This window comes from Actinomadura miaoliensis (genome assembly GCF_039536785.1).
Classification (GTDB): domain Bacteria; phylum Actinomycetota; class Actinomycetes; order Streptosporangiales; family Streptosporangiaceae; genus Spirillospora; species Spirillospora miaoliensis.
In genome coordinates, this window is sequence record NZ_BAAAZG010000038.1 from 28,847 (window position 1) to 51,973 (window position 23,127).

General features: G+C 71.6%; 23 protein-coding genes, 3 tRNA genes and 1 pseudogene. 14 read left to right on the top strand and 13 right to left on the bottom strand.

From position 1 onward, the window contains the following. Positions 1-4: 4 nt before the first annotated feature. Complete coding sequence (locus tag ABD811_RS24950) at positions 5-451, top strand: hypothetical protein (RefSeq protein ID WP_344952328.1); 447 nt, start codon at positions 5-7, stop codon at positions 449-451. A gap of 144 nt (positions 452-595) precedes the next feature. Here the strand turns inward: ABD811_RS24950 and ABD811_RS24955 are convergent, their stop codons facing one another. Continuing rightward, positions 596-1,441, bottom strand: coding sequence for a uroporphyrinogen-III synthase (locus ABD811_RS24955; RefSeq protein WP_344952330.1), 846 nt, complete (start codon positions 1,439-1,441; stop codon positions 596-598). Positions 1,442-1,455: 14 nt separating this feature from the next. Then, positions 1,456-1,815, bottom strand: coding sequence for a TraR/DksA family transcriptional regulator (locus ABD811_RS24960; protein WP_344952332.1), 360 nt, complete (start codon positions 1,813-1,815; stop codon positions 1,456-1,458). 285 nt (positions 1,816-2,100) lie between these two features. Here ABD811_RS24960 and ABD811_RS24965 point away from each other — a divergent pair, with 285 nt between their 5' ends. Beyond that, positions 2,101-2,298 carry a DUF5999 family protein gene (locus ABD811_RS24965; RefSeq protein WP_344952334.1) on the top strand — a complete coding sequence of 66 codons (198 nt, stop codon included), beginning with the start codon at positions 2,101-2,103 and terminating at the stop codon, positions 2,296-2,298. A gap of 102 nt (positions 2,299-2,400) precedes the next feature. Further along, positions 2,401-3,309 carry an FAD:protein FMN transferase gene (locus tag ABD811_RS24970; RefSeq protein WP_344952336.1) on the top strand — a complete coding sequence of 303 codons (909 nt, stop codon included), beginning with the start codon at positions 2,401-2,403 and terminating at the stop codon, positions 3,307-3,309. Between the two features lie 63 nt (positions 3,310-3,372). Here ABD811_RS24970 and ABD811_RS24975 read toward each other — a convergent pair whose 3' ends face one another. Beyond that, positions 3,373-5,484: an ATP-binding protein gene (locus tag ABD811_RS24975; RefSeq protein ID WP_344952338.1), complete on the bottom strand. Its 2,112-nt coding sequence runs from the start codon at positions 5,482-5,484 to the stop codon at positions 3,373-3,375. Beyond that, entirely contained in the window at positions 5,481-7,754 is a 2,274-nt protein-coding gene (locus ABD811_RS24980; protein WP_344952340.1) for an ATP-binding protein, read from the bottom strand. Before ABD811_RS24980 ends, ABD811_RS24975 begins: the two co-directional genes overlap by 4 nt. Positions 7,755-7,986: 232 nt before the next feature. On the opposite strand from ABD811_RS24980, the pseudogene ABD811_RS24985 reads away from it, so the two are divergent. The 3 genes and pseudogenes from ABD811_RS24985 to ABD811_RS24995 all read left to right on the top strand — a co-directional run. After that, a pseudogene (locus tag ABD811_RS24985) lies at positions 7,987-8,430 on the top strand (GDSL-type esterase/lipase family protein); the annotation flags it as partial. Next, the gene (locus ABD811_RS24990) at positions 8,376-8,630 is read left to right on the top strand and encodes a cellulose binding domain-containing protein (RefSeq protein WP_344952342.1); all 255 of its coding nucleotides are present in this window, start codon (positions 8,376-8,378) and stop codon (positions 8,628-8,630) included. The pseudogene ABD811_RS24985 and the gene ABD811_RS24990, both read left to right, overlap by 55 nt. A 258-nt stretch (positions 8,631-8,888) precedes the next feature. Beyond that, positions 8,889-9,203 (top strand): hypothetical protein, encoded by a 315-nt coding sequence (locus ABD811_RS24995; protein ID WP_344952344.1) that lies wholly within the window; start codon positions 8,889-8,891, stop codon positions 9,201-9,203. 83 nt (positions 9,204-9,286) lie between these two features. Here ABD811_RS24995 and ABD811_RS25000 read toward each other — a convergent pair whose 3' ends face one another. The 5 genes from ABD811_RS25000 to ABD811_RS25020 all read right to left on the bottom strand — a co-directional run bounded on the left by ABD811_RS25000 (position 9,287) and on the right by ABD811_RS25020 (position 14,643). Beyond that, positions 9,287-9,850: a DUF488 domain-containing protein gene (locus tag ABD811_RS25000; protein WP_344952346.1), complete on the bottom strand. Its 564-nt coding sequence runs from the start codon at positions 9,848-9,850 to the stop codon at positions 9,287-9,289. Between the two features lie 89 nt (positions 9,851-9,939). Beyond that, on the bottom strand, positions 9,940-11,541 hold the full coding sequence (locus ABD811_RS25005; protein WP_344952348.1) for a RecQ family ATP-dependent DNA helicase: 1,602 nt from the start codon (positions 11,539-11,541) through the stop codon (positions 9,940-9,942). Positions 11,542-11,730: 189 nt separating this feature from the next. Beyond that, positions 11,731-12,549, bottom strand: a complete 819-nt coding sequence (locus tag ABD811_RS25010; RefSeq protein ID WP_344952349.1) for a cytochrome c oxidase assembly protein — start codon at positions 12,547-12,549, stop codon at positions 11,731-11,733. Continuing rightward, positions 12,549-13,121, bottom strand: a complete 573-nt coding sequence (locus ABD811_RS25015; RefSeq protein WP_344952350.1) for a DUF2243 domain-containing protein — start codon at positions 13,119-13,121, stop codon at positions 12,549-12,551. Before ABD811_RS25015 ends, ABD811_RS25010 begins: the two co-directional genes overlap by 1 nt. Positions 13,122-13,191: 70 nt before the next feature. Continuing rightward, positions 13,192-14,643 carry a serine hydrolase domain-containing protein gene (locus ABD811_RS25020; protein WP_344952352.1) on the bottom strand — a complete coding sequence of 484 codons (1,452 nt, stop codon included), beginning with the start codon at positions 14,641-14,643 and terminating at the stop codon, positions 13,192-13,194. Positions 14,644-14,755: 112 nt separating this feature from the next. Here ABD811_RS25020 and ABD811_RS25025 point away from each other — a divergent pair, with 112 nt between their 5' ends. From ABD811_RS25025 to ABD811_RS25040, 4 genes are all read left to right on the top strand, one after another. After that, the gene (locus ABD811_RS25025) at positions 14,756-15,409 is read left to right on the top strand and encodes a TetR/AcrR family transcriptional regulator (RefSeq protein ID WP_344952354.1); all 654 of its coding nucleotides are present in this window, start codon (positions 14,756-14,758) and stop codon (positions 15,407-15,409) included. 843 nt (positions 15,410-16,252) lie between these two features. Beyond that, a complete protein-coding gene (locus tag ABD811_RS25030) occupies positions 16,253-16,789 on the top strand; it encodes a DUF421 domain-containing protein (RefSeq protein WP_344952356.1) in 537 nt (178 codons plus the stop codon). A 166-nt stretch (positions 16,790-16,955) separates the two neighbouring features. Further along, positions 16,956-17,405 (top strand): PPOX class F420-dependent oxidoreductase, encoded by a 450-nt coding sequence (locus ABD811_RS25035; protein ID WP_344952358.1) that lies wholly within the window; start codon positions 16,956-16,958, stop codon positions 17,403-17,405. A 218-nt stretch (positions 17,406-17,623) separates the two neighbouring features. Continuing rightward, entirely contained in the window at positions 17,624-18,055 is a 432-nt protein-coding gene (locus tag ABD811_RS25040; protein WP_344952360.1) for a DUF6098 family protein, read from the top strand. 63 nt (positions 18,056-18,118) lie between these two features. On the opposite strand, the gene ABD811_RS25045 is transcribed toward ABD811_RS25040, so the two are convergent. Further along, positions 18,119-18,925, bottom strand: a complete 807-nt coding sequence (locus ABD811_RS25045; RefSeq protein WP_344952362.1) for a DUF4184 family protein — start codon at positions 18,923-18,925, stop codon at positions 18,119-18,121. Between the two features lie 814 nt (positions 18,926-19,739). Between ABD811_RS25045 and ABD811_RS25050 the strand changes: the two genes are divergently transcribed. From ABD811_RS25050 to ABD811_RS25065, 4 genes are all read left to right on the top strand, one after another. Beyond that, complete coding sequence (locus tag ABD811_RS25050; protein ID WP_344952364.1) at positions 19,740-20,168, top strand: hypothetical protein; 429 nt, start codon at positions 19,740-19,742, stop codon at positions 20,166-20,168. After that, positions 20,165-20,446, top strand: coding sequence for a hypothetical protein (locus ABD811_RS25055; RefSeq protein WP_344952366.1), 282 nt, complete (start codon positions 20,165-20,167; stop codon positions 20,444-20,446). The genes ABD811_RS25050 and ABD811_RS25055 overlap by 4 nt, the downstream gene beginning before the upstream one ends. A 224-nt stretch (positions 20,447-20,670) precedes the next feature. After that, positions 20,671-21,381, top strand: coding sequence for a DUF6193 family natural product biosynthesis protein (locus ABD811_RS25060; RefSeq protein ID WP_344952368.1), 711 nt, complete (start codon positions 20,671-20,673; stop codon positions 21,379-21,381). A gap of 952 nt (positions 21,382-22,333) precedes the next feature. After that, a complete protein-coding gene (locus ABD811_RS25065) occupies positions 22,334-22,711 on the top strand; it encodes a hypothetical protein (RefSeq protein WP_344952370.1) in 378 nt (125 codons plus the stop codon). A gap of 63 nt (positions 22,712-22,774) precedes the next feature. Here ABD811_RS25065 and ABD811_RS25070 read toward each other — a convergent pair. The 3 genes from ABD811_RS25070 to ABD811_RS25080 all read right to left on the bottom strand — a co-directional run bounded on the left by ABD811_RS25070 (position 22,775) and on the right by ABD811_RS25080 (position 23,051). Then, a tRNA-Val gene (locus tag ABD811_RS25070) sits at positions 22,775-22,849 on the bottom strand. Positions 22,850-22,882: 33 nt separating this feature from the next. Beyond that, positions 22,883-22,953 (bottom strand) — tRNA-Cys (locus ABD811_RS25075). 25 nt (positions 22,954-22,978) lie between these two features. Next, positions 22,979-23,051 (bottom strand) — tRNA-Gly (locus ABD811_RS25080). Positions 23,052-23,127 lie beyond the last annotated feature (76 nt).

Here is a 23,127-nt window from a genome sequence, read left to right on the forward strand (position 1 = left end):
ACCGATGACCCGAGACCTGACGAACTGCGACCTGATGAACCGTGATCTCCTCGGCCAGGTGACGTTACCGCTCACCGGCTGGACCGCGCGTGTCCACCAGCACGACGGGCGGCCGTCCCGCCTGGTGGTGGATCCGGGCGGCGGCTCGCCCCTGACCTACTCGCTGCTCCCGCCGGCCGGGCGCGGACAGCCGCTGCTCGGCGCCCACCTGGTCCGGCTGGCCCGTCCGTTCGGCCCGTCGGCGATCGGCGCGGTCACCCTGGCCTACGGGGTGATCTACGACGATCCGGTGGAGCCGGCCTTCCTGCGGCACCGGCCATGGCGTCCCGCCCGGGTCCACAAGGTCCGCACGACGACCCTGGCCGACTGCGTCTGGCTGGCCGAACAGGCCGGAAGCTTCGACGAGGTCCGGGTCACCGTCTCCGGAAGCACCGCCGTCCGGATCCTGTGAACCTTCACCGGGCTGTGTGCCCGGGAGGCTGCCGGGCCCGGGTGGCTCCAAACGAACCCGTGTTTGCGCGGTGTAGTTACGGGTTCGCCCCGGGCCCGGCAGCGTTCAGGATCCCCTCCAGGAGGCGACAGGGGGGATCCGGCTCTATGCGGGGAAGGGAGCGCCGCGCGGCGAGAGGATGTGCCCGGCCGAGGCCGCGTATCCGGCCAGCGCGGCGACCAGCTCGCCGGCCGAGGGCCGCCGGGCGATCGCGTGGACACGCAGCCCGTGCTCGCGCGCCGTCTCGGCGGTCTGCCGCCCGATCGCCGCGATCACCGTCGACGGCGGCGGCGCCGCGGCGAGCGCGAGCAGGTTGCGCACCGTCGACGACGACGTGAACGCCACCGCGTCGAACCGGCCGTCCGCGATCGCAGTCACCACGTCGGCGGGCGGCGCGGCGGCCGCCACCGTGCGGTAGGCGACGACCGCGTCGCACTGCCAGCCCCGCTCGGACAGGCCCACCGCCAGGGTGTCGCGGGCGATGTCGGAGTGCGGCAGCAGCACCCGCCCCGGCGCGTCCGGCGTGCGTCGCAGCGCCTCGCAGGCCAGCAGCCCTTCGGCGGACTGCTCGCCGCCGGGGACGAGGTCGACCCGCACGCCCAGCCGCACCAGTTCCGCCGCCGTACGGTCGCCGACCGCGGCCACCTTCGCGGTGTTCAGCGTCTGCCCGTCCAGGCCGCGAGCGGCCAGCCGCCGCGCGACCGCCTGCACGGAGTTGACGGACGTGAACACCACCCAGGCGTAGGCGCCCTCCCGCAACCGCGTGAGCGCGCGATCCAGCGACGCCATGCGCCGCGGCGGTTCCACCGCGATCATCGCCACCTCCCAGGGAACCGCCCCGTACCGGCGCAGGCACCGTGACAGTTCACCGGCCTGGTGGGCGGCGCGGGGCACCAGAACGTGCCAGCCGTCCAACCGGCCGCATGGCGGCGCCCCGGACACCTGCTGCATCGCTCGCCTCCGCCTCAGCGGGCGCCGCGGTCGCCGCGGCCCTGGCAACGCACGCAGAACCGCACGTACGGAAGGATCTCCAGCCGCCCGGCCGGGATCGCCTGCGCGCAGCCCTCGCACTTGCCGTAGGTGCCCTCCTGCAGCCGCCGCAGCGCACCGTCGATCTCCACCAGGCTCTGCCGCAGGTTCTCCAGGCGGGTGTAGTCGGACGCCTCCACCTGCTCCAGCGGAGACCGCTCGACCGCCTGCTCCAGCACGGCCAGCTGCGAGGCGCGCGTGCGCCGCTCCTCCTCCAGGCGCTGCCGGACCTCCCGCGTCGCCGCGTCGTTCAGCGCGTGCGTACCGGAAGCACTGTCCCCCACGTTCGTGGTCATCCGACGTCGTCCCTTTCCCGCAGAAAAGCAAGGGGCCATCCCGTGATGGCCTGGCATCCACCATGCGTCATCGGCGTCCGCCGGACCATCGGGCCTGACACCCATTTCCACCGGGAACACCCTGTAGAGGGGCACCTCGTGCTGGGGGACGGCCGGCGGCCGACCCTCGGTCCCCCCCCGGGGGGATGGGTAGCGACATGGGGGTTTACCCCCGTTCCCCGTGGGGGTGCCCGGGACATGCTCTTTAGGTAGCCACCGCACCCTGCGTGCACCGAGGGGCTCGAAATGTGCCAGCACCAGCCACCCTGCCCACCCGCGACCGCCCCGGACCACCACACGGCCCGCCTCGTCGCCTACCACCCCGAACAGGGGTGGGGCCTGCTCTGCAACGGAGTTCTGATCTTCGACGACGGCGGTGAGCTGACGCCCGACGGGCGGGTGCGACCCGCCGGCCGGGGCGCCGACGTCGTGCCCGTGGGCTGAGACCGGGCCCGGCGGCACCGGGCCCGCGTGTCGGTACGCGCCGCTCCCGCGTGGGCGCTTCGGCGCCGCGTGGGCCGCGCGTCCGAGACCCGAGGAGACACTGTGAACCCGTTGAACCAGCAGGAACGATCGCAGCCCGGAGACACCGGCGCGCCCGCGCCGGTGTCGCAGAGCTTTCCGCTCTGGGGCGCGACGGCGACGGTGACGGTGACCGAGCCGGACCGCCTCGGCATCGCCCGCGAGGCCGTCGACCACGTGATCGCCGACATCGACGCCGCCTGCGACGCCTACCGCGGTGACTGCGACCTGGCGCGGGTCCACGCGGCGGCCGGCCGGCCGGTCCAGGTCGGCGCCACGTTCCACGCGCTGCTGTGGACGGCCCTGCACGCGGCCGAGGTGACCGGGGGCCGGGCCGATCCGCTCGTCCGCGCCCCCAGGGGCGCCTGGCGCTCGATCATGATCGACGAGCCGCCGGGGTCGGTGCGGCTGCCCGCGGGGGCGACCCTCGACCTGTGGCCCACGGCCAAGCCCTTCGCCGTCGACCGGGCCGCCGAGCTCGCCGCCGGCGAGGCGCGGTGCGGAGTTCTCTTCTCGCTCGACCAGAAGGTCTCGGTGGCGGGGCCGCCCCCCGCCGGGGGCTGGCGGATCCGGATCACCGAAGATCGTCGCGAGGCACGGCGCGGCGACGACCCGCTCGGCCGGGACATCCTGCTGCGGGCGCCGTGCGGGCTGGCCACCTGCGGTCTGTCGGCCCTGGAGCGTCCGGCGTCCGGCGGAGTCGCGCGCCTCGTCGACCGCCTGGCGGGCAGGCAGCCGCGTGGGCCGTGGCGCACGGTCTCGGTCACGGCCGACAGCTGTGTCGACGCCGGCACGGCCTGCACCGCCGCCCTCGCCTACGGGCATGAGGCCGCCGATTGGCTGCAGTCCATGGGGCTGGGGGCGCGGCTGGTGCACGAGGACGGCTGGGTCCTGACGGTCGGGAACTGGCCCGCCGCCCCTTCCCCGGCGTAGGCCCCGCGCAGATTCCGCGTAGATCGCACGTAGGCCCCCCGCGCAGGCCCCCGGTGCCGGGGGTCATCGCGCGGGGGAGCCGACTGTGTGCTCCTCCAGGGCGTAGGCGAGCGCACGATCCAGCGTGAGCCTCGCCCCGGCGCGGAACGCCGTGGCGAACGCCCGGCCGCCCAGCTCTCGTCGGGCCTGCTCGGCACAGTCGCGGTGGGCGTCGGCGAGGTACTGCAGTTCGGCCGGTGTGATGTCGAGGGTCTGCCGTACCCTGCCGGCCGCGCCCAGCAGCCGGGCGGCCCGTTCGTGCCGTCCGCTCGCCCCGGCGGTCCAGCCGAGCACCTCCAGGCACTGGACCAGGCCCCACGGGTCGTCGACGGCGCCGAGAACCGTGGCCGCCTCGCGCATCCGGGTCTCGGCCCGGCCCGGGTCGCCCCGCCGCCAGGCCGCGAACGCCAGCTTCAACTGGGCGTAGGCCTTGAACAGCAGGGCGTTGTGGGCGAGGGAGAGCGCGAGCAGCTCCGCCCCGACGTCGGCGGCGCTGCCCGGGCTCTCGGCCATGCCGAACGCGGCGGTGTAGTACAGGTTGACGGCGACGGCGTGGACGTCGCCGGCGGCCCGACGCAGGTCGCGCGCCTCCAGCATCAGCGGGAACCCGCGCCGGCCGTCCCCGGCGGCCAGCGCGGCCATGCCGGAGATCTCGACGGCCTGCGCGCGGACCGTCTCGTCCCCGGTCCGCTCGGCCAGCGCCCGGCACTCCTCCAGCAGCGGCGCCACCGCGGGGAGATCGTCCTGCCGGACGGCGATCAGGGCGGCGCACCACAGGGCCGTCGCGCGGGCGCGGCCGGTGCCCGGAGCCAGACCCAGCCCCCGTTCCAGCCAGTGCCGTCCCTCCTTGACGGCGCCGGACAGGATCCAGTACGCCCACAGCGGGCACGCGATCTCCAGCCCCGTGTGCGCGTCCTCGGGCCGCCGGAAGCACAGGTCGAGCGCCGTGCGCACGTTGGGCAGCTCGGCTCGCACGGCCCGGTAGCGGTCGAGCTGGTCGGGGACGAGCCGGTCGACCCGGTTCCGGTCGGCCATCCGCCGGTAGTGGTCGCGGTACCGTCCGTGCAGGACGCGCTCGTCGGCGCACGGCAGCCGCTCGCGGCCGTAGGCCCGGATCGTGTCGAGCATCCGGTAGCGGACCCCGCCCGCCGTCGGGTCGGCGACCAGGACGGACTTGTCCACCAGCCCGGCGATCAGGTCGAGCACCTCCCCGGGGGCGATGCCGGCGTCCGCGCAGACCTCCTCGGCCGTCTCCAGGTCCACCCCGCCGGGGAAGATCGCCAGCCGTGACCACAACCGCCGCTCGCCGGGCGAGCACAGCTCGAAGCTCCAGTCCACGGTCGCCCGGAGGGTCCGGTGCCGCGGCGGGGCGCCGGAGCCGCCGCGGGACGGCGCGTCGAGGCGATCGTCCAGCCCGCGCAGCAGGTCGTCCACGGTCGTCGTGCGCAGCCGTACGGCCGCCAGCTCGATGGCCAGCGGCAGACCGTCCAGGCGCCGCGCCAGCCGGGCGACGGCGGCGGCGTTCCCCGCGTCCACCGCGAACCCGGGCCGCACCTCGGCCGCCCGCTGCGCGAACAGGCGTACCGCCGCGCACCGGGCGACGTCGCGGACGTCGGCGTCGGGCTGCGGGACGGGCAGCGTGGGCACCGGGAGGATCTGCTCCCCGGCCACTCCCAGCCGCTGGCGGCTGGTGACGAGGATCCGCAGCCGCGGCGCGCCGCGCAGCAGCCTGTCCACCAGTGCGGCGCAGGGCCGCAGCAGGTGCTCGCAGTTGTCGAGCAGGAGCAGCATCCGTTTGTCGGCCAGGTGGTCCACCAGGACGGGCATCGCCTGCCGTCCGGTGTCACGAAGCCCGAGCGCCGTGGCCACCGCCGGTTCCAGGAGGACGCCGTCCTCCACCGTGGCGAGGTCGACGCGCTCCACCCCGCCGGGGAACCAGTCGTGCAGCGCGCACGCCGCCCAACCCGCCAGCCGGCTCTTGCCGACCCCGCCCGCGCCGGTCAGCGTCAGCAGCCGCGTCCGGGGCAGCAGCCGCCGCACCTCGGCCATCTCCCGGCGGCGTCCGACGAGGCCGGATGTGCCGTCCGGCCGGCCCTTCCCGGCCACGTCGCCGTGCGCGTCCATCTCGGCCCTCACCCGGACGGCGTTCCCTCGCCGGACGCGTGGCCCCGGTCCTTGACCCACGCGGCGATCTGGGCGCGGGAACGGAACCCGAGCTTGTTCATGATGTGCTCGATGTGCCCCTCGACGGTGCGCTGGGCGATCACCAGGGTCGCCGCGATGTCCTTGTTGCTCATCCCCTGGGCGACGAGACCGGCGATCTCCGTCTCGCGGGGCGTCAGCGGCGAGGTCTCCACGGCGCTCTGCGACGCGGCCGCCGGGGCCCGCTCCTCCAGCGCGTAGGCGAGCGCCGCCTCGTACGGAAGGCCCGCGCCCCGCTGGACGGCCGCCAGGAACGCCTGCGCGCCGAGGGCCTCGCGGGTGCCGGCCTCGCACTCGTCGTGGAAGTGCACCAGATGCCCGTAACCGGACAGCGGGGCGCCGACCGCCTTCCACACCTTCGTCACGATGCCCAGCAGCCGGGCCGCCCGCTGGTACTGCCGCTCGGCGGCCGCGATCCAGGCCAGCACCTCCAGGTTCACCCCGATGCCGAGCGGATCGTCGAGCGAACGGTTGAACCGCAGGCTCTCCTGCTCCATCGCGGCGGCCCGGCGGGTGTCGCCCTGGCGCCAGACCTCGATTCCCAGCGCCATCAAGGTGTACGCCCTGTGCCAGCCCTCGCCGTGCGCCTCGCACACGGCCAGGCCCTCCTCGCCGATGGCGACGGCGCGCGCCGAGTCGCCCAGGAACGAGTAGGCGAGGGAGAGCCGGACGAGCGCCAGGGACACGCCCACCGGGTCGCCGGTGGCGCCGTGCCGGGCCAGCGCCTCCTCGTACAGGGCGATCGCCGTCTTGGGGTCCCGGCGGCACATGGCGATCATCCCGGAGAAGATCGCGACGTAGCCGAGCACCGAGTCCGACCCCAGCTCCTCGCCGATGACCTTGCTCTCCCGCAGCATCGCCTCGGCCGGCTCCGGGTCGGCCTGGATGATGGCGAGCCAGCCGTCGGCCCACAGTGCCCGTGCCCGGACCTCGGTCCGCGCGGTGTCGGCGGCCAGCGCCCGGTCCAGCCAGCGGCGCCCCTCGGCCAGGTAGTAGCTGGTGATCCAGTGGTAGAGCAGGTCGGCGGCCATGCCCAGGCCCGTCCCGGCCTCGCCCGGGTGGGCGAAGCAGTACTCCAGGGCGGTGCGCAGGTTGGCGTGTTCGAGCTGCAGCCGGGTGAGCCACTGGACCTGGTCGGGGCCGAACAGGCGGACGCGGGCTTCGGCCGCCAGATCCCGGTAGTGGTCGCGGTGCCGCCGCGCGACCCGCTCGGCCTCCCCGGACCGGGCGAGGCACTCGCGGCCGTACTGCCGGAGCGTCTCCAGCATCCGGTACCGGACCGTGCCCGGATGCTCCTCGGGGATCAGGATCGACTTCTCCACCAGGCCGACGACCAGGTCGACGATCTCCTCGGCGGCGATCCCGTCGCCGGTGCACACCGCCTCGGCCGCCTCCAGGTCCAGGCCGCCGCTGAAGACCGAGATCCGTGCCCACAGCGTGCGCTCCTTCTCGCCGCACAGCGCGTAGCTCCAGTCGATCAGCGCGCGCAGCGTCTGGTGCCGGGGCAGCGCCGCCGGCGACCCCGTGGTGAGCAGCCGGAACCGGTCGTCCAGCCGTTTCAGCACCTGGTGGACCGACAGCGCCCGCAGCCGCACCGCCGCCAGCTCGATGCCCAGCGGCAGGCCGTCCAGGCGCCGGCAGATCTGCTCCACCGCCTCCCGGTTGTCGTCGGTGATCGCGAATCCCGGCAGCACGGCCTGGGCGCGCTCGGTGAACAGCTGCACCGCGTCCGACGGGCCGCCCCCGTCCGGCCCCGCGTCCGGCAGCGACAGCGGCGGCACGGGGAAGATCTGCTCGCTGGCGACCCCCAGCACATGGCGGCTGGTGGCCAGGATCCGCAGCTCGGGCGCCGCCCGCAGCAGCGTCTCGGCCAGGATCGCGCACTCCCGCAGCAGGTGCTCGCAGTTGTCGAGGACCAGCAGTGTCCGCCGGTCCGCCAGGTGCCCGGCGAGCACCTCCGCCGGCGGGCGGGCCGACTGGTCCCGGATGCCGAGGGTCTGGATGACGGTCGGCGCCAGCAGCCCGGGCTTCTCCAGGTCGGCCAGTTCCACCAGCCACACCCCGTCGGCGAAGGCGCGTTCCAGCGTCGCCGCCACCCGGATGGCCAGCCGCGTCTTGCCCACGCCTCCGGCCCCCGTCAGGGTGACCAGCCGCGACCCCGCCAGCAGGCGCCTGATCTCGGCGACCTCGTGCCGACGTCCCACAAAGCTCGTCACCTCGGCCGGGAGCCCGGACCTGCGTCGCCGCCTCGTCGAGGTGCCCGACGTCGCAACAACCATTCCTCGCCTCGGCAGATCACTATGCGTCGGACCGCTCTGGTTACCGCCACCACCCTATGCCTGTGCATTCCCACTTGCATGTGCACGACCAGGGCAAACGCACTGATGATTCAGGCTTGAACAATGATCGAGCAATGAGAGCAACCGCCCCACCGGCACGATCCTCGCCGCGTACACCACGCTGGTCGGCCAGATGCGGGCGAGCAACCCCGCGATGAAGATCCTCGTCGCCCGGCTCATCCCGATGAACCCGGCCACCTGCGCCGAGTGCGCCGACCGCCTCGTCGCCCTCAACCGGGCCATCCCGGACTGGGCCGCCGCCAACTCCACCGCCGCCTCCCCGATCACGGTCGTCGACCAGTGGACCGGGTTCAGCACCTCCGCCGACACCTACGACGGGGTGCACCCCAACGACTCCGGCAACCAGAAGATCTCCGACCGCTGGTACCCCGCGCTGGCCTCCGCCCTCGGCACCGTCACCCCGCCCACGCCGCCCACCACCCCTCCGCCCGCCGAGGTCACCTGCACCCTGACGGTCACGAACCAGTGGCCGGGCGGCTTCCAGGCCACCGTCACGTCCGCAACGAGGGTCCCGCCCTGACCACCTGGCGCGCCCGCTTCGACCTTCCCTCCACCTGGACGCTCGGCTCCACCTGGAACGGCGCGTTCACCCGCTCCGGCACCACCGTCACCGTCGCGAACGCCTCCTGGAACGCCGCCGTCCCCACGGGCGGCACCGCCTCCGCCGGTCTCACCGCGACCGGCTCCGGCCCCCTCCCCACCACCTGCGCCCCCGCCTAGGCCGCACGGCCTTCCCGCTCTCAGGCCGGAGGCTGACTCCGGCCGCGCCACAGGGCACCGTGGTCGACCTGGCCGAACGTTTGCCGACAGCCGGGCCATGCCCGACCCGGTGATCGTCACTTGGCCTATTCCTGACGATCAGTCGAGTTCCTCTCGGCCGCCGATGGCGGGCCCCGGTTTCGGACTTCACGGACGCGCCGGATGGGCGATTAGTGGTGGTTTGCTGTGGTATCTAGGCTGATGCCACATTCATCCTGATTGATCTCGTCGGTCGTGCCGACCGAGGAGCTGGGGGACGCTGTCATGGTCTCGGTCCTGATCGCCCTGTCGGTGCTCGCCCTGCTGGCCCTGGGGCCGTGGTTGTCCCAGTTGAGCAGCGGCGTCGACGTCGAGCTGTGGGAGCGTGGCCGCAAGGCGCTGCGAACGGCCACGGCGGGCGGTGATCCGGACACCGGAGCCGACCCGCGGATGGCGTCCACCGGAAACGTGCGGGTCCTGTCCTCGGAGTTCGAAGACGGCCCATTCGCAGAAGACGACGCGGCCGTCGTGGAAGCGCCCGTCCGTGCCACCTGAAATCCCCGGACGCCACATCCGGTCGAGCACGCATTTACACCGACCCGTGGACGGAGACGGCCGTAACGGGCCGCGACGACGGGTCAGAGAAGTGCGGACTGGCCGCCGTCGTACACCAGCAACCCGTCCTCTCGCACACGGGCCGCGGGGAAGGGAGTGTGGTCGGTCAGGCGCCCGTCGTGCATGAGGTGGGCGACGGGCACGTCACGGACGAGCACGAGGAAGTCGGCGACCAGCCGCCGGTGGCAGCGCCACCAGACGCTTTCGCTGCACATCACCGCCACCGCGCCGGCGGCGTCGCCCACCTTCTCCATGTCGGCCACCAGATCGTCCACGGCGGCCGAGAATTCCCCGGTGCGCATGTGCGCGGCGTATCCGCGGAACATCTCTTGCCGCCACGCCAGGTCGGGGGAGTCCGGCGGCGGCCGCCGAAACCCCCCGAGGCGCTTGTCCCAGCGGTATCCGACGCGCTGTTCCGGCAGCCAGCGTTCCAGTTCACGGCGGGCCACGTGGGGGTTGCGCCGGCTGCCGGGGGCGGTGCGGATGTCCACGAGCAGCCGTACGTCGACACCGCCGAGCAGGCTCGCGATCCGTTCCGGCTCCGCGGTGCCGTGGCCGAAGGTGATCAGTCGGCGCCGAGCGTCCACCCTCCCGTCCTACCCGATCGGTGCGCCCACGAGCGGCCGCCGCACGGCCGGGCGCCGCAGGCCTGGGGGACGCCGCGCCGGCCGAGGGGTCATTCCCGGGTGAGGAGGTCCTGGTCGAGGACGGGTTCCACCAGGAGTTCCTTGTAGCCGGCCTCGTCGAACAGGACGGTGATCCGGTCCTGCTCGCCGCCGACGATCACTCCGGGCCCCCATTCACGGTGCCGGACGCGTGCGCCCATCGGGAAGGCGGCGTTCTCGGCGAGCTGTTCGGCCTCTCCCGCCTGGCAGACGTCGCAGTGCCCGCAGGGGCGCTCGCGGGTCTCGCCGAAGTACCGGAGCAGGAAGCGGCCACGGCAGTCGGTCATTTCGCAGTAGCGGCGCAGCATCTCGATGCGGGTGCGTTCGACGGACCGGCGTTCCTCGGCCAGTTCCAGCGCGCGGGCCACGTTCTGGGACGTGGGCGGCGCGTCGGGCGCGGGCTCGACGCGTTTCCGCAGGCGCAGCGCTCCGGCCCGGTTGAGCAGATCGAGCAGCGCGGTGAGCCGCCGGGCGGACAGGCCGGTGCGCTCGGCCAGGTTCCGGCGGGTGATCGGACCGTCCGCGACCGTGTCGCAGACGGCGGCCAGGGTCTCCTCGTCGGGCAGGCCGCCGGTGAAGAAGCGGGGCAGCGCCAGATCCTCGCCGCGATAGAAGCAGATCGCCTCGGCGGGGTCGCCGTCCCGGCCCGCCCGTCCGATCTCCTGGTAGTAGGAGTCGAGCGAGTCCGGCACCCTGGCGTGCAGGACGAACCGGATGTCGGGCTTGTCGATGCCCATGCCGAACGCGGTGGTGGCGACCACGATCCGGATCTCCCCGGCCATGAACGCCCGTTGCACCTGGTCGCGTTCCTTGCGGCGCAGCCCGGCGTGGTACGCGCCGGCGCCGTCCAGCGCGTCGGCGTATTCGGAGGCGTCCCTGCGGGTCGCCGTGTAGACGATGCCCGATCCGCGCAGCTCGCGCGCCTTCGCCAGCACCGCCTCGCGTTGCCGTTCGGCATCGTGGAACGTTCGGACCGAAAGGCGCAGCTCGGGGCGGTCGAATCCGCGGACGACCTCGGCGGGATCGCGCATCCGCAGCCGTTCGACGATCTCGGCGCGCACCGGCGGGGCGGCGGTCGCGGTGAGCGCGGCCACCACGGGACGGCGCGGCAGCGCGTCCAGCGTCGTGCCGATCCGCAGGTAGTCGGGACGGAAGTCGTGCCCCCAGGCCGAAATGCAGTGCGCCTCGTCCACAGCCACCAGCCGGGGCGGCGACTCCCGCAGCGCGTCGCGCACGTCCTGCCGTACGAGCTGTTCGGGAGCCATGAACACGAACGCCGTGCCGTCGCCGCGCAACGCGGCCAGGCCCTGTTCGCGGCGGCGGGCACCGGTGGTCGCGTTCAGGACGTGCGCCTCCAGCCCCATGGCGCGCAGCTGCCGCACCTGGTCGCGCTGCAGGGAGATCAGCGGAGACACCACCAGGGCGGGACCGCCCAGGACGGCGGCGGCCACCTGGTAGACCGCCGACTTCCCGCTGCCCGTCGGCATCACCACCAGCGCGTCGGCCTCCTTGGCCAGCGCGCACACCGCGTCCCGCTGCCCCGGCCTCGGCTCCTCCAGCCCGAGCCTCTCCCAGGCCGCTTCGATCCGCCGCTCCAGTTCGGGCTCCCGCACCGATGCCCCCTCGAGTCCCTCGGCCGCCGACCGGCCACGTTCCCGGCGATCGGTTCCAGGCCCCTACCCCGGGACGGAGGGGTACACCAGGCAGGCGCCGCCGTGGCCGCCTGCTGAGGCCGAGGACGCGAATGAAGGGGGCCCATGGCGATTGACGTCCTGCACCACCGGGGTGCGGGGAGGCGCGGTTCACGCGGGCGAGGCGTCGACCGGGCGGCGGCGGACTCCACGGTCAGAGGAGGCGCGGGGCCGCCAGGTGGCGACCAGGGCGGCGGCGAGCAGGAGCTCGGCGATGTCCCCGCCGTAGTACATGATCTCCGCGCCGCCGCGGACCTCGGCGATGGGCGCGTGCACGTCGACGAGGAATCCGCCGTACATGAGCTGCGCGATGACGGCGTGCGCGGCGATGGCCACGCCGAGCACCACCAGCCGGGCCCGGACGCCGGGGCGGGACGGCGCGAGGTCGGGACCGGCGATGACCCAGGCGAACAGGCACCCCGACAGCAGGAAGTGCGCGTGCAGCGACCAGTGCAGGACCGGATCGGCGGTGGTCGCCTCGTACAGAGGCGTGAAGTACAGGACGGCCAGGCTCCCGGTGCTCAGGGCCAGCGCCGTGACCGGGTGGGCCACCGAGCGCATCGGACGGCTGCGCAGCACACCGGTCAGCCGCCGGGCATGCCGTACGGGCAGCGCACGCAGCAGGAGAGTGATCGGAGCGCCCAGCACCAGGGCCAGCGGCGCGTACATCCCGATCAGCAGGTGCTGGAGCATGTGGCCGCGGAAGTCCCGGTGCGCGAACGGCGCGACCGGAGGCAGCAGCGCCACGGCCAGCAGGACGCATCCGGTGAGGAAGGCCGCCGTGCGCCATCGCCCTGGCGGACGGCGCCCCGACCGGGCCGCGCGGCGCACGAGCAGCAGGTAGACGACCGCCGGCAGCACGGCAGCGGCCACCGCCGGTACGGCCTGCCACGCTCCGCCGCCGTGCGCGGGCATCGGGTGGTCGTGCATCAGGCGCTCCGAGGCCTGCCGGCGGCGCCGCCCGGCTCGGGGCCCGGCTCGGGGACGAACGGTGTGCCGGTGCGCTGCAGCAGGTATCCGGCGGCCACCAGCACAGCGCCCAGCACCAGGAAGCCGATGTCCCACCAGAGCCGGTAGGCACCGGTCTGCACGTGGTGGATGCCCAGAATGTGGTGGTCGATGATGCCTTCGACGAGGTTGAACAGTCCCCAGCCGACCAGCATCCATCCCCACAGCACCCGGGACGTCCAGACGCGGCGCCGCCGGTGGGTGACCCGCGAGTACAGGACGGCCAGCCCGATCAGCACCGACAGCCAGCACACGACGTGGAAGAGACCGTCCCACACCGTGTTCATCTGCAGACCGGACAGGGTGCGCGGGTTGTAGAACCTCACGCCGATGTTGTCGCTGTCGGTGCTGCTGAGCATGTGGTGCCATTGCAGCAGCTGGTGCAGCAGGATGCCGTCGACGAATCCGCCGAGACCCACGCCCAGCACGATGCCGGGGAGGCGCAGGTCGGCCGGCTCGGCATCCGCCCGGGGCCGATGGGTGGCAGCGGTCATGGTCCTCTCTGTTCCCGGCGCCCTTCCAGAAAACCAAGATCGGCCCGTCTTCTCCGCCGCCACGAGGTCGTCAACGCGAGTGCCCGCCGGCACGCAGGGCGAGCATGATCCGGAGGACGACGGTGACGGCGCCGGCGGTCGCCGCGACGCAGAACGCGAGGAAGGCGTCGGGTACCCACGTCCTCACCTGCCGCAGGGGCATCGACTCCGCGAGCCACACCATCCCCGCACCGGGCAACGCGCCGAGCACGCACCAGGCCGCCGTCACGAACGCGAGACGGAGACGTGCGGCGGTCGCGGCCGGGCGGCGCAGGAGCAGGACCGAGCGCCCGGCCGCCAGGATCATCGCCAGCGCCAGGACACTGACCCCCCAGACCGTGGCGTAGTACGTCGAAGTGGACGGCTGGGCGGCGGGCGGCCGACCGCCGGCGAGCAGCCTGACCGCACCGAAGCCGACCTCCATGACCGCCCCGTCGTGCAGGAGCCCGTAGATGTTCTGCTGGAGGACGAGGGCGATGTTCCGCTGCGGCAGCAGGAACAGCATCGCCGAGTATCCGGGGGTGGCGCCCGTGTGCCAGACGGCCGTGTCGAGCGGCGCGTCCAGTCCGCCGATCCGCCAGCCCAGCCCGTAGCCGGTTCCCGTGCCGGCGGGCTGGAGCCGCCCCTCCTCGCGCATCAGCCGCACGGAGTCGGACGTCAGGACGGTGCCGCCGTCGACGGTCTTCCCCCTGCGCAACTGGAGCGATGCGAAGGCGGCCAGGTCACCCAGGTCGCCGCCCAGGTAGCCGTAACTCGCGCCTTGGTCGTCGATCCCGTCGGCGATCGCGGACGGGATGCCCCACAGGAGCTGGTGGCCCGGTGGCAGGTTCCGTCTCCTGGCCGACGCCGCGTCGGTGACGGCTCCGTCCATGCCCGCCGGGCCGAGGACCGCCTGCCGGAGGTAGTCGCCGAAAGGACGCTTGGTGACCGCCTCCACCACGGCGGCGAGCAGCAGGTAATTGGCGCTGGTGTAGGCGTACCTCGTACCGGGAGGACCGAGCGGCTTCACGTCGTCCAGGGCGCCGATGCGCTCGGCGGGGGAGGGGCAGCCGGACCGGAAGCAGTCGGTGACCTCGAAACCTGCCGGTTCGGGAAGGCCGGTGGTCTGCGCGAGCAGATGACGGATGGTCACCTTGGACGCGTGTGAGGTGCCTCCGAACCGGAAACCCGGCAGGTGATCGACGACTCGGTCGTCCAGGCGGAGCCGTCCCGACTGGACGAGGGTCATGACGGCGGTCGCCGCGACGGGCTTGGCGATCGAACCCCACAGGAAGGGGGTTTCGGCCGTCACGCGTTCACCCCGCCCGTCGGTTCCCCAGGACCGCTGGTGGACCGGCCCGCCGGGACCGACCACGGCGTAGGAGATCCCGGGGGTGCGCGTGGCCTTCATGCGGTCGCGGATGTAGGCGTCGATCTGCGCGTACGGCCCTGGCTGGGCGTGGGCTGGGGCGAGAGAGACGCAGACGAACAGGCAGAACGCCATGGCCGCCACCTTCGTCGCGGCGTGTCTGAGCCGGCTGTGCACGGTGCTCCTCGGCGGCGGACGATAACAATATGGTCATACGGTTTTTACCGTATGCTGATATGGTTATCAAGTGCCGAGGACAGCCGATCATGAGGAGCGACGGCGCCAGATCGCCGTGGCCGTCTGCGGGCTCATCTCCGAACACGGCCTCGACGCCGTCACCGTCGCCCGCACGGCCGCCGCCGCCGGAATCTCGGTCGGCCTGGTGCAGCACTACTTCCGCACCAAGGACGACATGCTCCTGCACGCGTTCAACCACGTCAGCGCGCATATCCGGAGCAGGGTCGACGAACGGGTACGCGACGGGGCCCGGCACCGTCAGCCCATCGCGGCCATCCTGGGCGAGGCGCTGACGGAGTTCATCCCGCTGGACGAGACGCGCCGCACGGAGTTCCGGGTCGCGAGGGCGTTCGCCGGCCGTGCCCTGGACGCCCCCGCCCTCGCCGAAGTCGACAACGAGACGGCACGGGCACTGCGCAAGGACATCGCCCAGGCCGTCCACAACGGCAAGGAATGCGGCGAGGTCCAGGAGGATGTGGACCCGTGGCCCGCCGCCGTCCGCCTCGCCGCCGTGACGGAGGGCCTGGCGATGCAGGTCTACCGCGACCCCGCCGGTGTGAACGGGACTCCGGCCGCCGATCTCGTGACGTCGGTCATCGAGGCCGAACTCGCCATCGTCTTCACCGGCGAATGCCGGCAGTACGCCGACAAGGCCAACGCCTGAGGGCGGAACCCCCGCCCGGCAGTGAACCGAGCGGATAGAGCGCGGCGACTCGCCTGGCGAGGTCATGGACGGCCTGGGCCGGCACGGCAGGTCAGGTCAGCCGTCAAGCTGATGCCTGCGGCGAGGCACTTCCCAGCACGGAGCTTCGCCGTCTCCGTGCCCAACGTATGCGGATCACCGGGTGACCTTTCACCCTGCGACCGTGCATTCGGGAGCCGCACGCACGGCCATTGCCTCAGCACGAAGCGGCACCAGTTGGCGGTCTCGGAAGGCCCGCTGCTCCGCGACCGTCCGTCCGATCAGCCCGAGCCAACGGTCCGCGCCATATGCGGGAGGTCAAAGGCGTCCGGATCGCCTGAACGCCTTCACCGTATCCTTGCGTCCCGCTGGCACAGCCGCACACGCGTACGGGTATGGCTCGATCGGATTCTCTCCGGAAATCGGCGGTCCCGCCCCGTGGCGCATGGCGCGCTGGACGAGGCGGCGTGTTCCCGGGCGACCCTGCCCCGGGGCGGAAGCGGATGCCGCGGCGAGTACTGGTGGCGCTGGTCGTGGCGGTGGTGGCGGGGCGTGCGGAGGCGCGGTTGCGGGAGGCGGTACGGGCCCGTCCCAGGGCGGGGTTTTGCCGGTGCTGTCGGCGGCGCAGACGCTGGTGTGGTGGACGTTCCGGGGGGCGAGGCCCCGGCTTCCATTTCGCGGCTCCTTGAGGGCGGTGGCCAAAGGAGCGGCGTGGCCGGAGACCGCCCGCCCGGCAACACATCGCCACCGACCGCTTCGTACAACGGAACAGACGAGAGACGCACGGCGTGTGAACGGGCGAAACCGTCGGGGGGGGGGGCTGTCATGTCATGGCTGATCGGGGACTGGATGCACCTGGGAGCGGTCGCCGGAAAGGCCGCGTTGATGTACGGGACGGCATTGTTGGCGTTGCGCATGGGAGAGCGGCGCACGCTGTCCCAGTGGACGATCATTGACTTCGTCGCCGCGGTGGCGGTGGGAGCGATCGTGGGCCGGACGGCGGTCGCTTCGGACCAGTCGTTCGTCACCGGCGCGGTCGCCCTGGTCACCTTGATCGCAATGCATCGCGTGATCAGCGGGTTGCGGTTGTATCCCCCGTTTCGCCGGTTCACCGACCATCGCGTCCGGGTTCTGGTCGCCCATGGGGAGATGCGTCGTCATCAGCTGTGGATCTGTGGTGTGACGGAGAGCGACCTGCTGGCGCAGCTCCGGCAGCGGGGCGTCTTCGAACTGTCCGATGTGCGCTTCGTCCTCTACGAAGCGAAGGGCGACCTGACGGTCGTTCGGGAAAGCGAACTGGGTGCCGGGACACCCGGCCTCATCCAGGCGGGACTCCGGGACGCCGCCGACTTCTCGACGTGATCCCAGGCCGGAGCGGAGGGTGCGTCCTCCGGCGACGTCTACAAGCGGCACCCGACGAACTCGCCCGAGCCACCGCGTTCGGCGGCTGACCAAACCCGAGGTCGATCGCGGCCGACCGGCGGGCCGCGCTTGACCCCAACCTAGGTTGAGCCTTCACGCTGGAGTCATGAGCCTGACAGAAATCGAACGCGAATATCTGAGCACACAGCGGCTGGGACGGCTGGCCACCGTCGGTCCCAAGGGAGACCCGCAGAACAATCCGGTCGGTTTCGCGTACAACGAAGAGACCGGGACCATCGATATCTACGGCCGAAACCTGGCCAACACCCGCAAGTTCCGCAACGTTCGGCGCAACGACCAGGTCTCCCTGGTCATCGACGACCTGGTCTCCACCGACCCGTGGGCGGTCCGCGGCATCGAGATCCGGGGCCGGGCCGAGGCGCTGACCGAGCAGGCCGTCCCGGGCTCCTACCTCAGCCCCGAGATCATCAGGATCCACCCGCGGATCGTCTTCTCCTGGGGCATCGACCCCTCGGCCGAAGGAATGACCAAGCGTGTCGTCACGATGACCACAGCGCAGCCACAGCACGACGACGCCCTGGACGAGGCGCTCTGACGCCAGATCCGGGAGGAACCGGCGCCACGGGGCGGCCGGCCCCGTGTCGGGGGCCGGCCGCTCACCACGGACGGATCATGTACCAGCCCGCTTCCGGCTCGACAGCGGTGGGGCCGGTCGAGACTCCACTGCGAACGCGGATGACCGGCTCGCAGGCCATTCCGCGGTGAAGTGGCAGAGAGGGGCCGGGATTGGGTAGGGCATGGCCAATGGAGGAGATGCCCACCGTAACCAGCCTGGATGAGCTCGCGAGACTGGTCGAGAAGGACGATCGGCTGTTCGTCCGGTGGTCGCGCGGCCCCGAGACGGACGCCGAGGGAAGCAGCCGCGACGAACTGACCGGCGTCGAGATGCCGGGCCTGTCGGCCAACCCCCTCACGGTCGAGGAGTGGTGGGCGCCGCGCCCGCTCGTGGTGTGGGTGGCCCGGCGGCTGTACGACTACTCGCACCTCAAGCACGAGAAGGGGCCTGGGGTGAGGCCGTGGATCCTGGTGGGGGAGGAGCTGGCACGCGGTCCCGACAACGAACCGCTGGTGCGCTGCATCCGGCCCATCGCCTGGATCGACGAGTCCGTACTGGGCGACGCCGAACGCGTCGTCTCCGAGCAGAAGGGCAAGTGGGGCCCCATGCGACGCCCCAGCGACACCTAGACGGTGGCAGAGGACGGTGCCGCCGCGAGGGGAGAACGGGCGAGTCGGCGATGGCGACGCGCTTCATCCCACGGCTTCGGTTCTCTGCTCCGCCGGCGGCACCGAGGCCGATCGCCGGGAGGGCATGACGAGCCAGACGAGACTGTAGGCGGTCAGCACCAGGAGGGCGCCGCCGATCGAGCTGACGGCGCCACTGGCCATACCCGCGTGCAGGTTCCACGGGGTACTGGGCGCCTGATTGAACAGCGTGACCGCGCCCACCGCCCCGCCGATTCCCACGGCGCCCGCCAGGCAGCCCCACACCGTCCACGCACCGCGCCTGGACAGTCCGGGAACTTGCTCTTCCTCTACGACCTCGGCTGCTCGCAGCCATCGCAGCGTCCACAGGACGACGACCGCGCCGCCGATCAATCCGCTGGCGTACTGGAGCCAGCGGAACAGTTCGAGCCCCGCCACAGAGGTCGTGACCAGCCAGGGCAGGACGTCGGCGAAACCGTGGTACCGGTGGGTGAACGCGTCCCACAGCACATGGGTCAGGATCCCGACCAGGATCGAGAACGGCACCCTGGCCACGGAAATCCGCCACTCGAACGCAGCCGCCGGTCGCGCCATGCGCGTCCGCAGCCACGGTGGCGCCAACGCGACCAGCGGCCGCTTCCAGAGCAGGTGGAACGCGGCGAAGAGCACCATGCCGAGGACGAGATCGATCGTCACGATGCCGAGCGGCCGATGCGTCGTCCCCCGGAACGCGCCGATCGAGAACAGGTACGGGACGTCCGGCACCATGGACCCGACCACCAGCGCCGACGGCACGAGCCGGCCACGGGCCAGCGGAATGACGGCGGCGGGGTGACTCAAGGTGAACGGCACACCGCCTGCATACGGCACCCGGCCGCCCATGATCAACCGATTCCGGTCATCCCGCCGATCCCGCGCGATCCATCGCCGTGCTCCCGCCCCAACTCCCTCGATTTTTCGGCGCCCGACCGGTGCGGGCCGCATCCTTCCGTCCTGCCGATCCCGCGCGATCCATCGGCGTGCTCCCGCGCCAACTCCCTCGATTCTTCGGCGCCCAACCGGCGCGGGCCGCTTCCTGGCGTGGCGGATCGGCCCCGTTGCGGTGAGCAATGCCGCAGCCACACACGCCCGGGCATCCGATGCGGGCGCCGGTCCAAGAGCCCATGTTCCCGTCGAGGTAGACACAGATCGTCAGCGGTGATGGCATGCCGCGGGTGGCCGAGCGCAGGGCGGTGGTCAGACAACCGCCGGCCCACCACGAGCGCCGCCGGGCCCGGTGCTCCGCCGAGGCCGACGAACGCCAGGACGGCAGCCGAGGCGATCATGCCGGACAGGAAGAGGAAGAGATGACCACGTCGAGCCCACGACGGCCCGCCTGACGGCCCTCGGTCGGTGGGCAGGGCATGGCGCATGGTGTCCGCGGCGAGAGCCCTGACCGCCTGTGTGCTCAGGCCGTACGCCGGGCCGGTCAGGCGGGGGCCGGTCCGCTGCGAAGCCGGCGGAGACACGGACTGGTAGGAACACGAGTGGCGCAGCCCCGCCTGGAGTGCGCAGCAGACGTGCGAGGCGGCGAGCAGTGCGGGGTAACGCTGATCAGTTGACGGAGGCGCCGCCCCATTCGTCAGCGGCGGCGTCTGGAATATCCCTGTCATGAAAAGGGGGAACGGTGAGCACCATCGTGCAGTTCTTTGTGGCGACGAGAGCGAGTGCACGTGCCGCGCTGCTGGGAGGTCCGAGTGCCTCGCGTACCGTTGTGGAATGTGGCAATTTTGACGTTGAAGAGGCACTGCTGGACTGGGAGGCCCATTGTGCCGGTCGTTCGTTCGAGGAGATTGCCGAGGCGGGTCTCCCAGAGGTCCTGGCGGAGATCGAGGATGGTCCTGCCGTCTTCTCGCTGTCCGATACCCTCGTGAGGTCGCTCGGCACTGCTTCGAGTTCTGAGATCGACGAACTGGCGCGATGGTGGGTGGAACGGAAGGCCGAGGACGGCGCGGAGTTGGATCCGTTCGTCGCTCTGGGCATCCTTCGGGAACTTGCCGAGCTGATACGCGGCGAACGGGACAGTGAGGAGCACGTGTACTGTTGGGCAGGTTGATCACCGCCCCGTACCAGACCACGTCGACGAGCGCCCACACCACCGCCAAACGCATCAGCATCAGCAACACCCGCCACCACGCCGGCACCGACACCGGAACGAACTGCGGCAAGAACGACACCGCGAAAACCCCCGCCTTCGGATTCGCCACATCGTTGATCAACCCCAGGCGGAAACACCGCCACAGCGAATCCCCCGCCCCGCCGGCATCAGACGACACTGTCACGTCCGCACCCTCGCCCCGGCCCCCAGCCCCCCTCATCACCCCGGCGACGTGATCGGACTTGACTGCCGCGGCACCCGGCCAGGGCGGCCGGATTCGGCCGGATTACGAGGGCGCGCGGCGACGTGGCGGTGCCTTCTGTCCATTGGCGTCTTTGTGTCGGTTGGCGGAGGAGCGTCCGGCGCATCCGCCGGTCAGAAAACCACACGACCGTACGGAGACGCGGCGGCAGGTCATCTACGCATCGTGGAGGGCCTCAATACCCAAGGTGGCTTCGAGATGACGACCGGGAACGGACCGCAGAGCCCGCACCCCTCCGCCGTGATCAATGGTGATCTCTATCCGGATCTCGTCCGCATGGGTGGTCTCACCATGGCCGTGATCGGCGTTGCGGCGGAGCATAGGATCGACATCGGGGAGGTCCTGGAAGCGTCCGGTAAGGAGCGCTTGCTGTCGGCGAAGATGGCGTCAGGTTCGAATCTGGTCTCGGTTCTCCTCGGTGCCCGGGAACGCAGGTTCTCTATAACGGTCTCCAGAAATCGGCATGTAGGGGCAAGTGGCGGCACCGACGACCTCCTGGCCACGGTGCGGATGGCGAGTTACTGGCTCGGTGGCAGCACGTTGGCGGAGTTGAGCGCCAGATTCCCGTTCATGAGCTACAACGCGTTGTCTGCGGCGCATGAGCGAGGTAATCCTCTCGAGTTCCAGTGGAAATGGCTGCTGACGCACGATGCCTTCGCGGAAATCCGGCATGTGTTGCAGGCCGTGCATGCGGTGGAAAGTCTGCGTTCATTGTTCCCTATCATCACTCATGGCACTCTCCTTCGCCTTTACGATGATATCGACCTGCGGCCAGAGGGGCAGTACTGGATCGCAATGCGGGCAGATGGTACTTATCGCGTGGAAGTACCTCGCGATGGGCGGAGTGAGGTCCTCGGGTCGCTCGCCGCCGCCGTGGAAACGCTGGTTTCGTACGTTCGCCTTTCCTGAGGGCGTCTCTGGTAGCTCCCTGGCAGGACTTGGGTCGGGCTGGGACGAGGTGGCGAGCGCGCCCGTCTCGGCGGCCGGATATGGCCGCGGGTCTCCGCCGACATCCGTCCCGGTACCGGCCGGCAAGGGCGTTTCTCCTGCAGCACCGACGGCGCCCACGTCACGTCCTTCGGCTCCGCTTTCACGATGGGCAACGCCTGGCAGTTCCTCATGGGCTACCGGTACGCCGTCTTCAACCAGGCCACCCAGGCGCTCGGCGGCGCGGTGAACATGCAGTGCTTCGACCTGACCACACCCCGACCTGACCACACCCCGACCTCATCCGCGCCTCGTCGAGCGGCCAACCGGCCCGACGAGGCGCCCCGCCGCTCCCACCATCGCGGAACGGGCTGCCCTTCCAAAAATCGCGGGCCGTGCGATGGTGTTGGCGCATCCGCCGTCCGGTGGCCGCGCGCGGTGATGCGCGGCGCTGGTCGCCCGCCATCGTGATGGCCCGCCCGCCGGTGCTGGCCCGCCCTCATCCCGCTGCGGTGGCAGAAGCGGGCGACGACGACCCGTGCCCGGGGCCGCGCGCACTGACCGGCTGCCCGCGGGCCCAGGGGCACCGCGATGCGCCCCACGTCCACTCACCTGACTCGCCCCCATGGCAGGGCCTCGTCAAGAAGCGCTCTCCGGCCGTTCGGAAAGCGCTAAGGACACCTGATAGGCGAGTCGGGCCGCGTAAGGGTGTGGTGAACCGTCAGGAGGAAGCATGCCGAACGTCCCCCCACCAGGGCGCGAGCGCCGTCGCCGCAGGCGCGCCAGCCCCGAGATCGAGGCCGAACACGTCTTGCAGCGCGTCCTGAGGAACCAGCGCGGCGCCGTGCTCGCCCACGCGCATGGGCGCCGCTGCGGGACACGGTGGTCGCCCGGCCGGGGTGGGTGGTGCCACACTGACCGACTGGGAGTCGCCGTGAACGAGGTACTCGGGCTGATCTTGGTCGTCATGGGTGTGACCAACGCGACGGTCACGCCGAACCGGATCGGGCGGCGGGGCGAGCGCTTCACCGGCCACGGCGGCGGGGACGAGGAGACCGCCGTGCTGCGCCCCATCGTCCGCGAGGCGGCCGGGGCGTGGCTGCTCGCCGCTGAGCTGGCGGTGGTGTCGGCAGGACTGGCCTCCCTGGCCGTCGAGCCGGGTGCCATGTTGATCGCCGTGGTCGTTTCGGCCTGTCACTGGCGGCGGCACTGGTCGTCGCCGGCTACCTCATGGCGTGCGACGAGATACGCCGCCGCCGTTCCTCTGAGGAAGCGTGCACCGGCCCAAGTAGCTGCTCTGGGCGGTTCATGATGCCGGAGGTCGAGAAAACAGGAACCCCGGGCCGGATCTTAGGATCTGGCCCGGGGTGGGGGATGGTGGGCGATACTGGGATTGAACCAGTGACCTCTACCGTGTCAAGGTAGCGCTCTCCCACTGAGCTAATCGCCCGGGACCGTGCTTCCTGGGGAAGTACGGCGCCTGAGGTGGAGACGGGATTTGAACCCGTGTACACGGCTTTGCAGGCCGTTGCCTCGCCTCTCGGCCACTCCACCAGAACGAGACCTGGTGGCCTCCCAGAGCGGAAGACGGGATTCGAACCCGCGACCCTCACCTTGGCAAGGTGATGCTCTACCAACTGAGCCACTTCCGCCTGTCTCGCTTCGGGGCTTCGGCCCCTCGCGGCGACGAGGAAAACATTAGCGTGTCCGGGCCGCTTCCCCAAACTG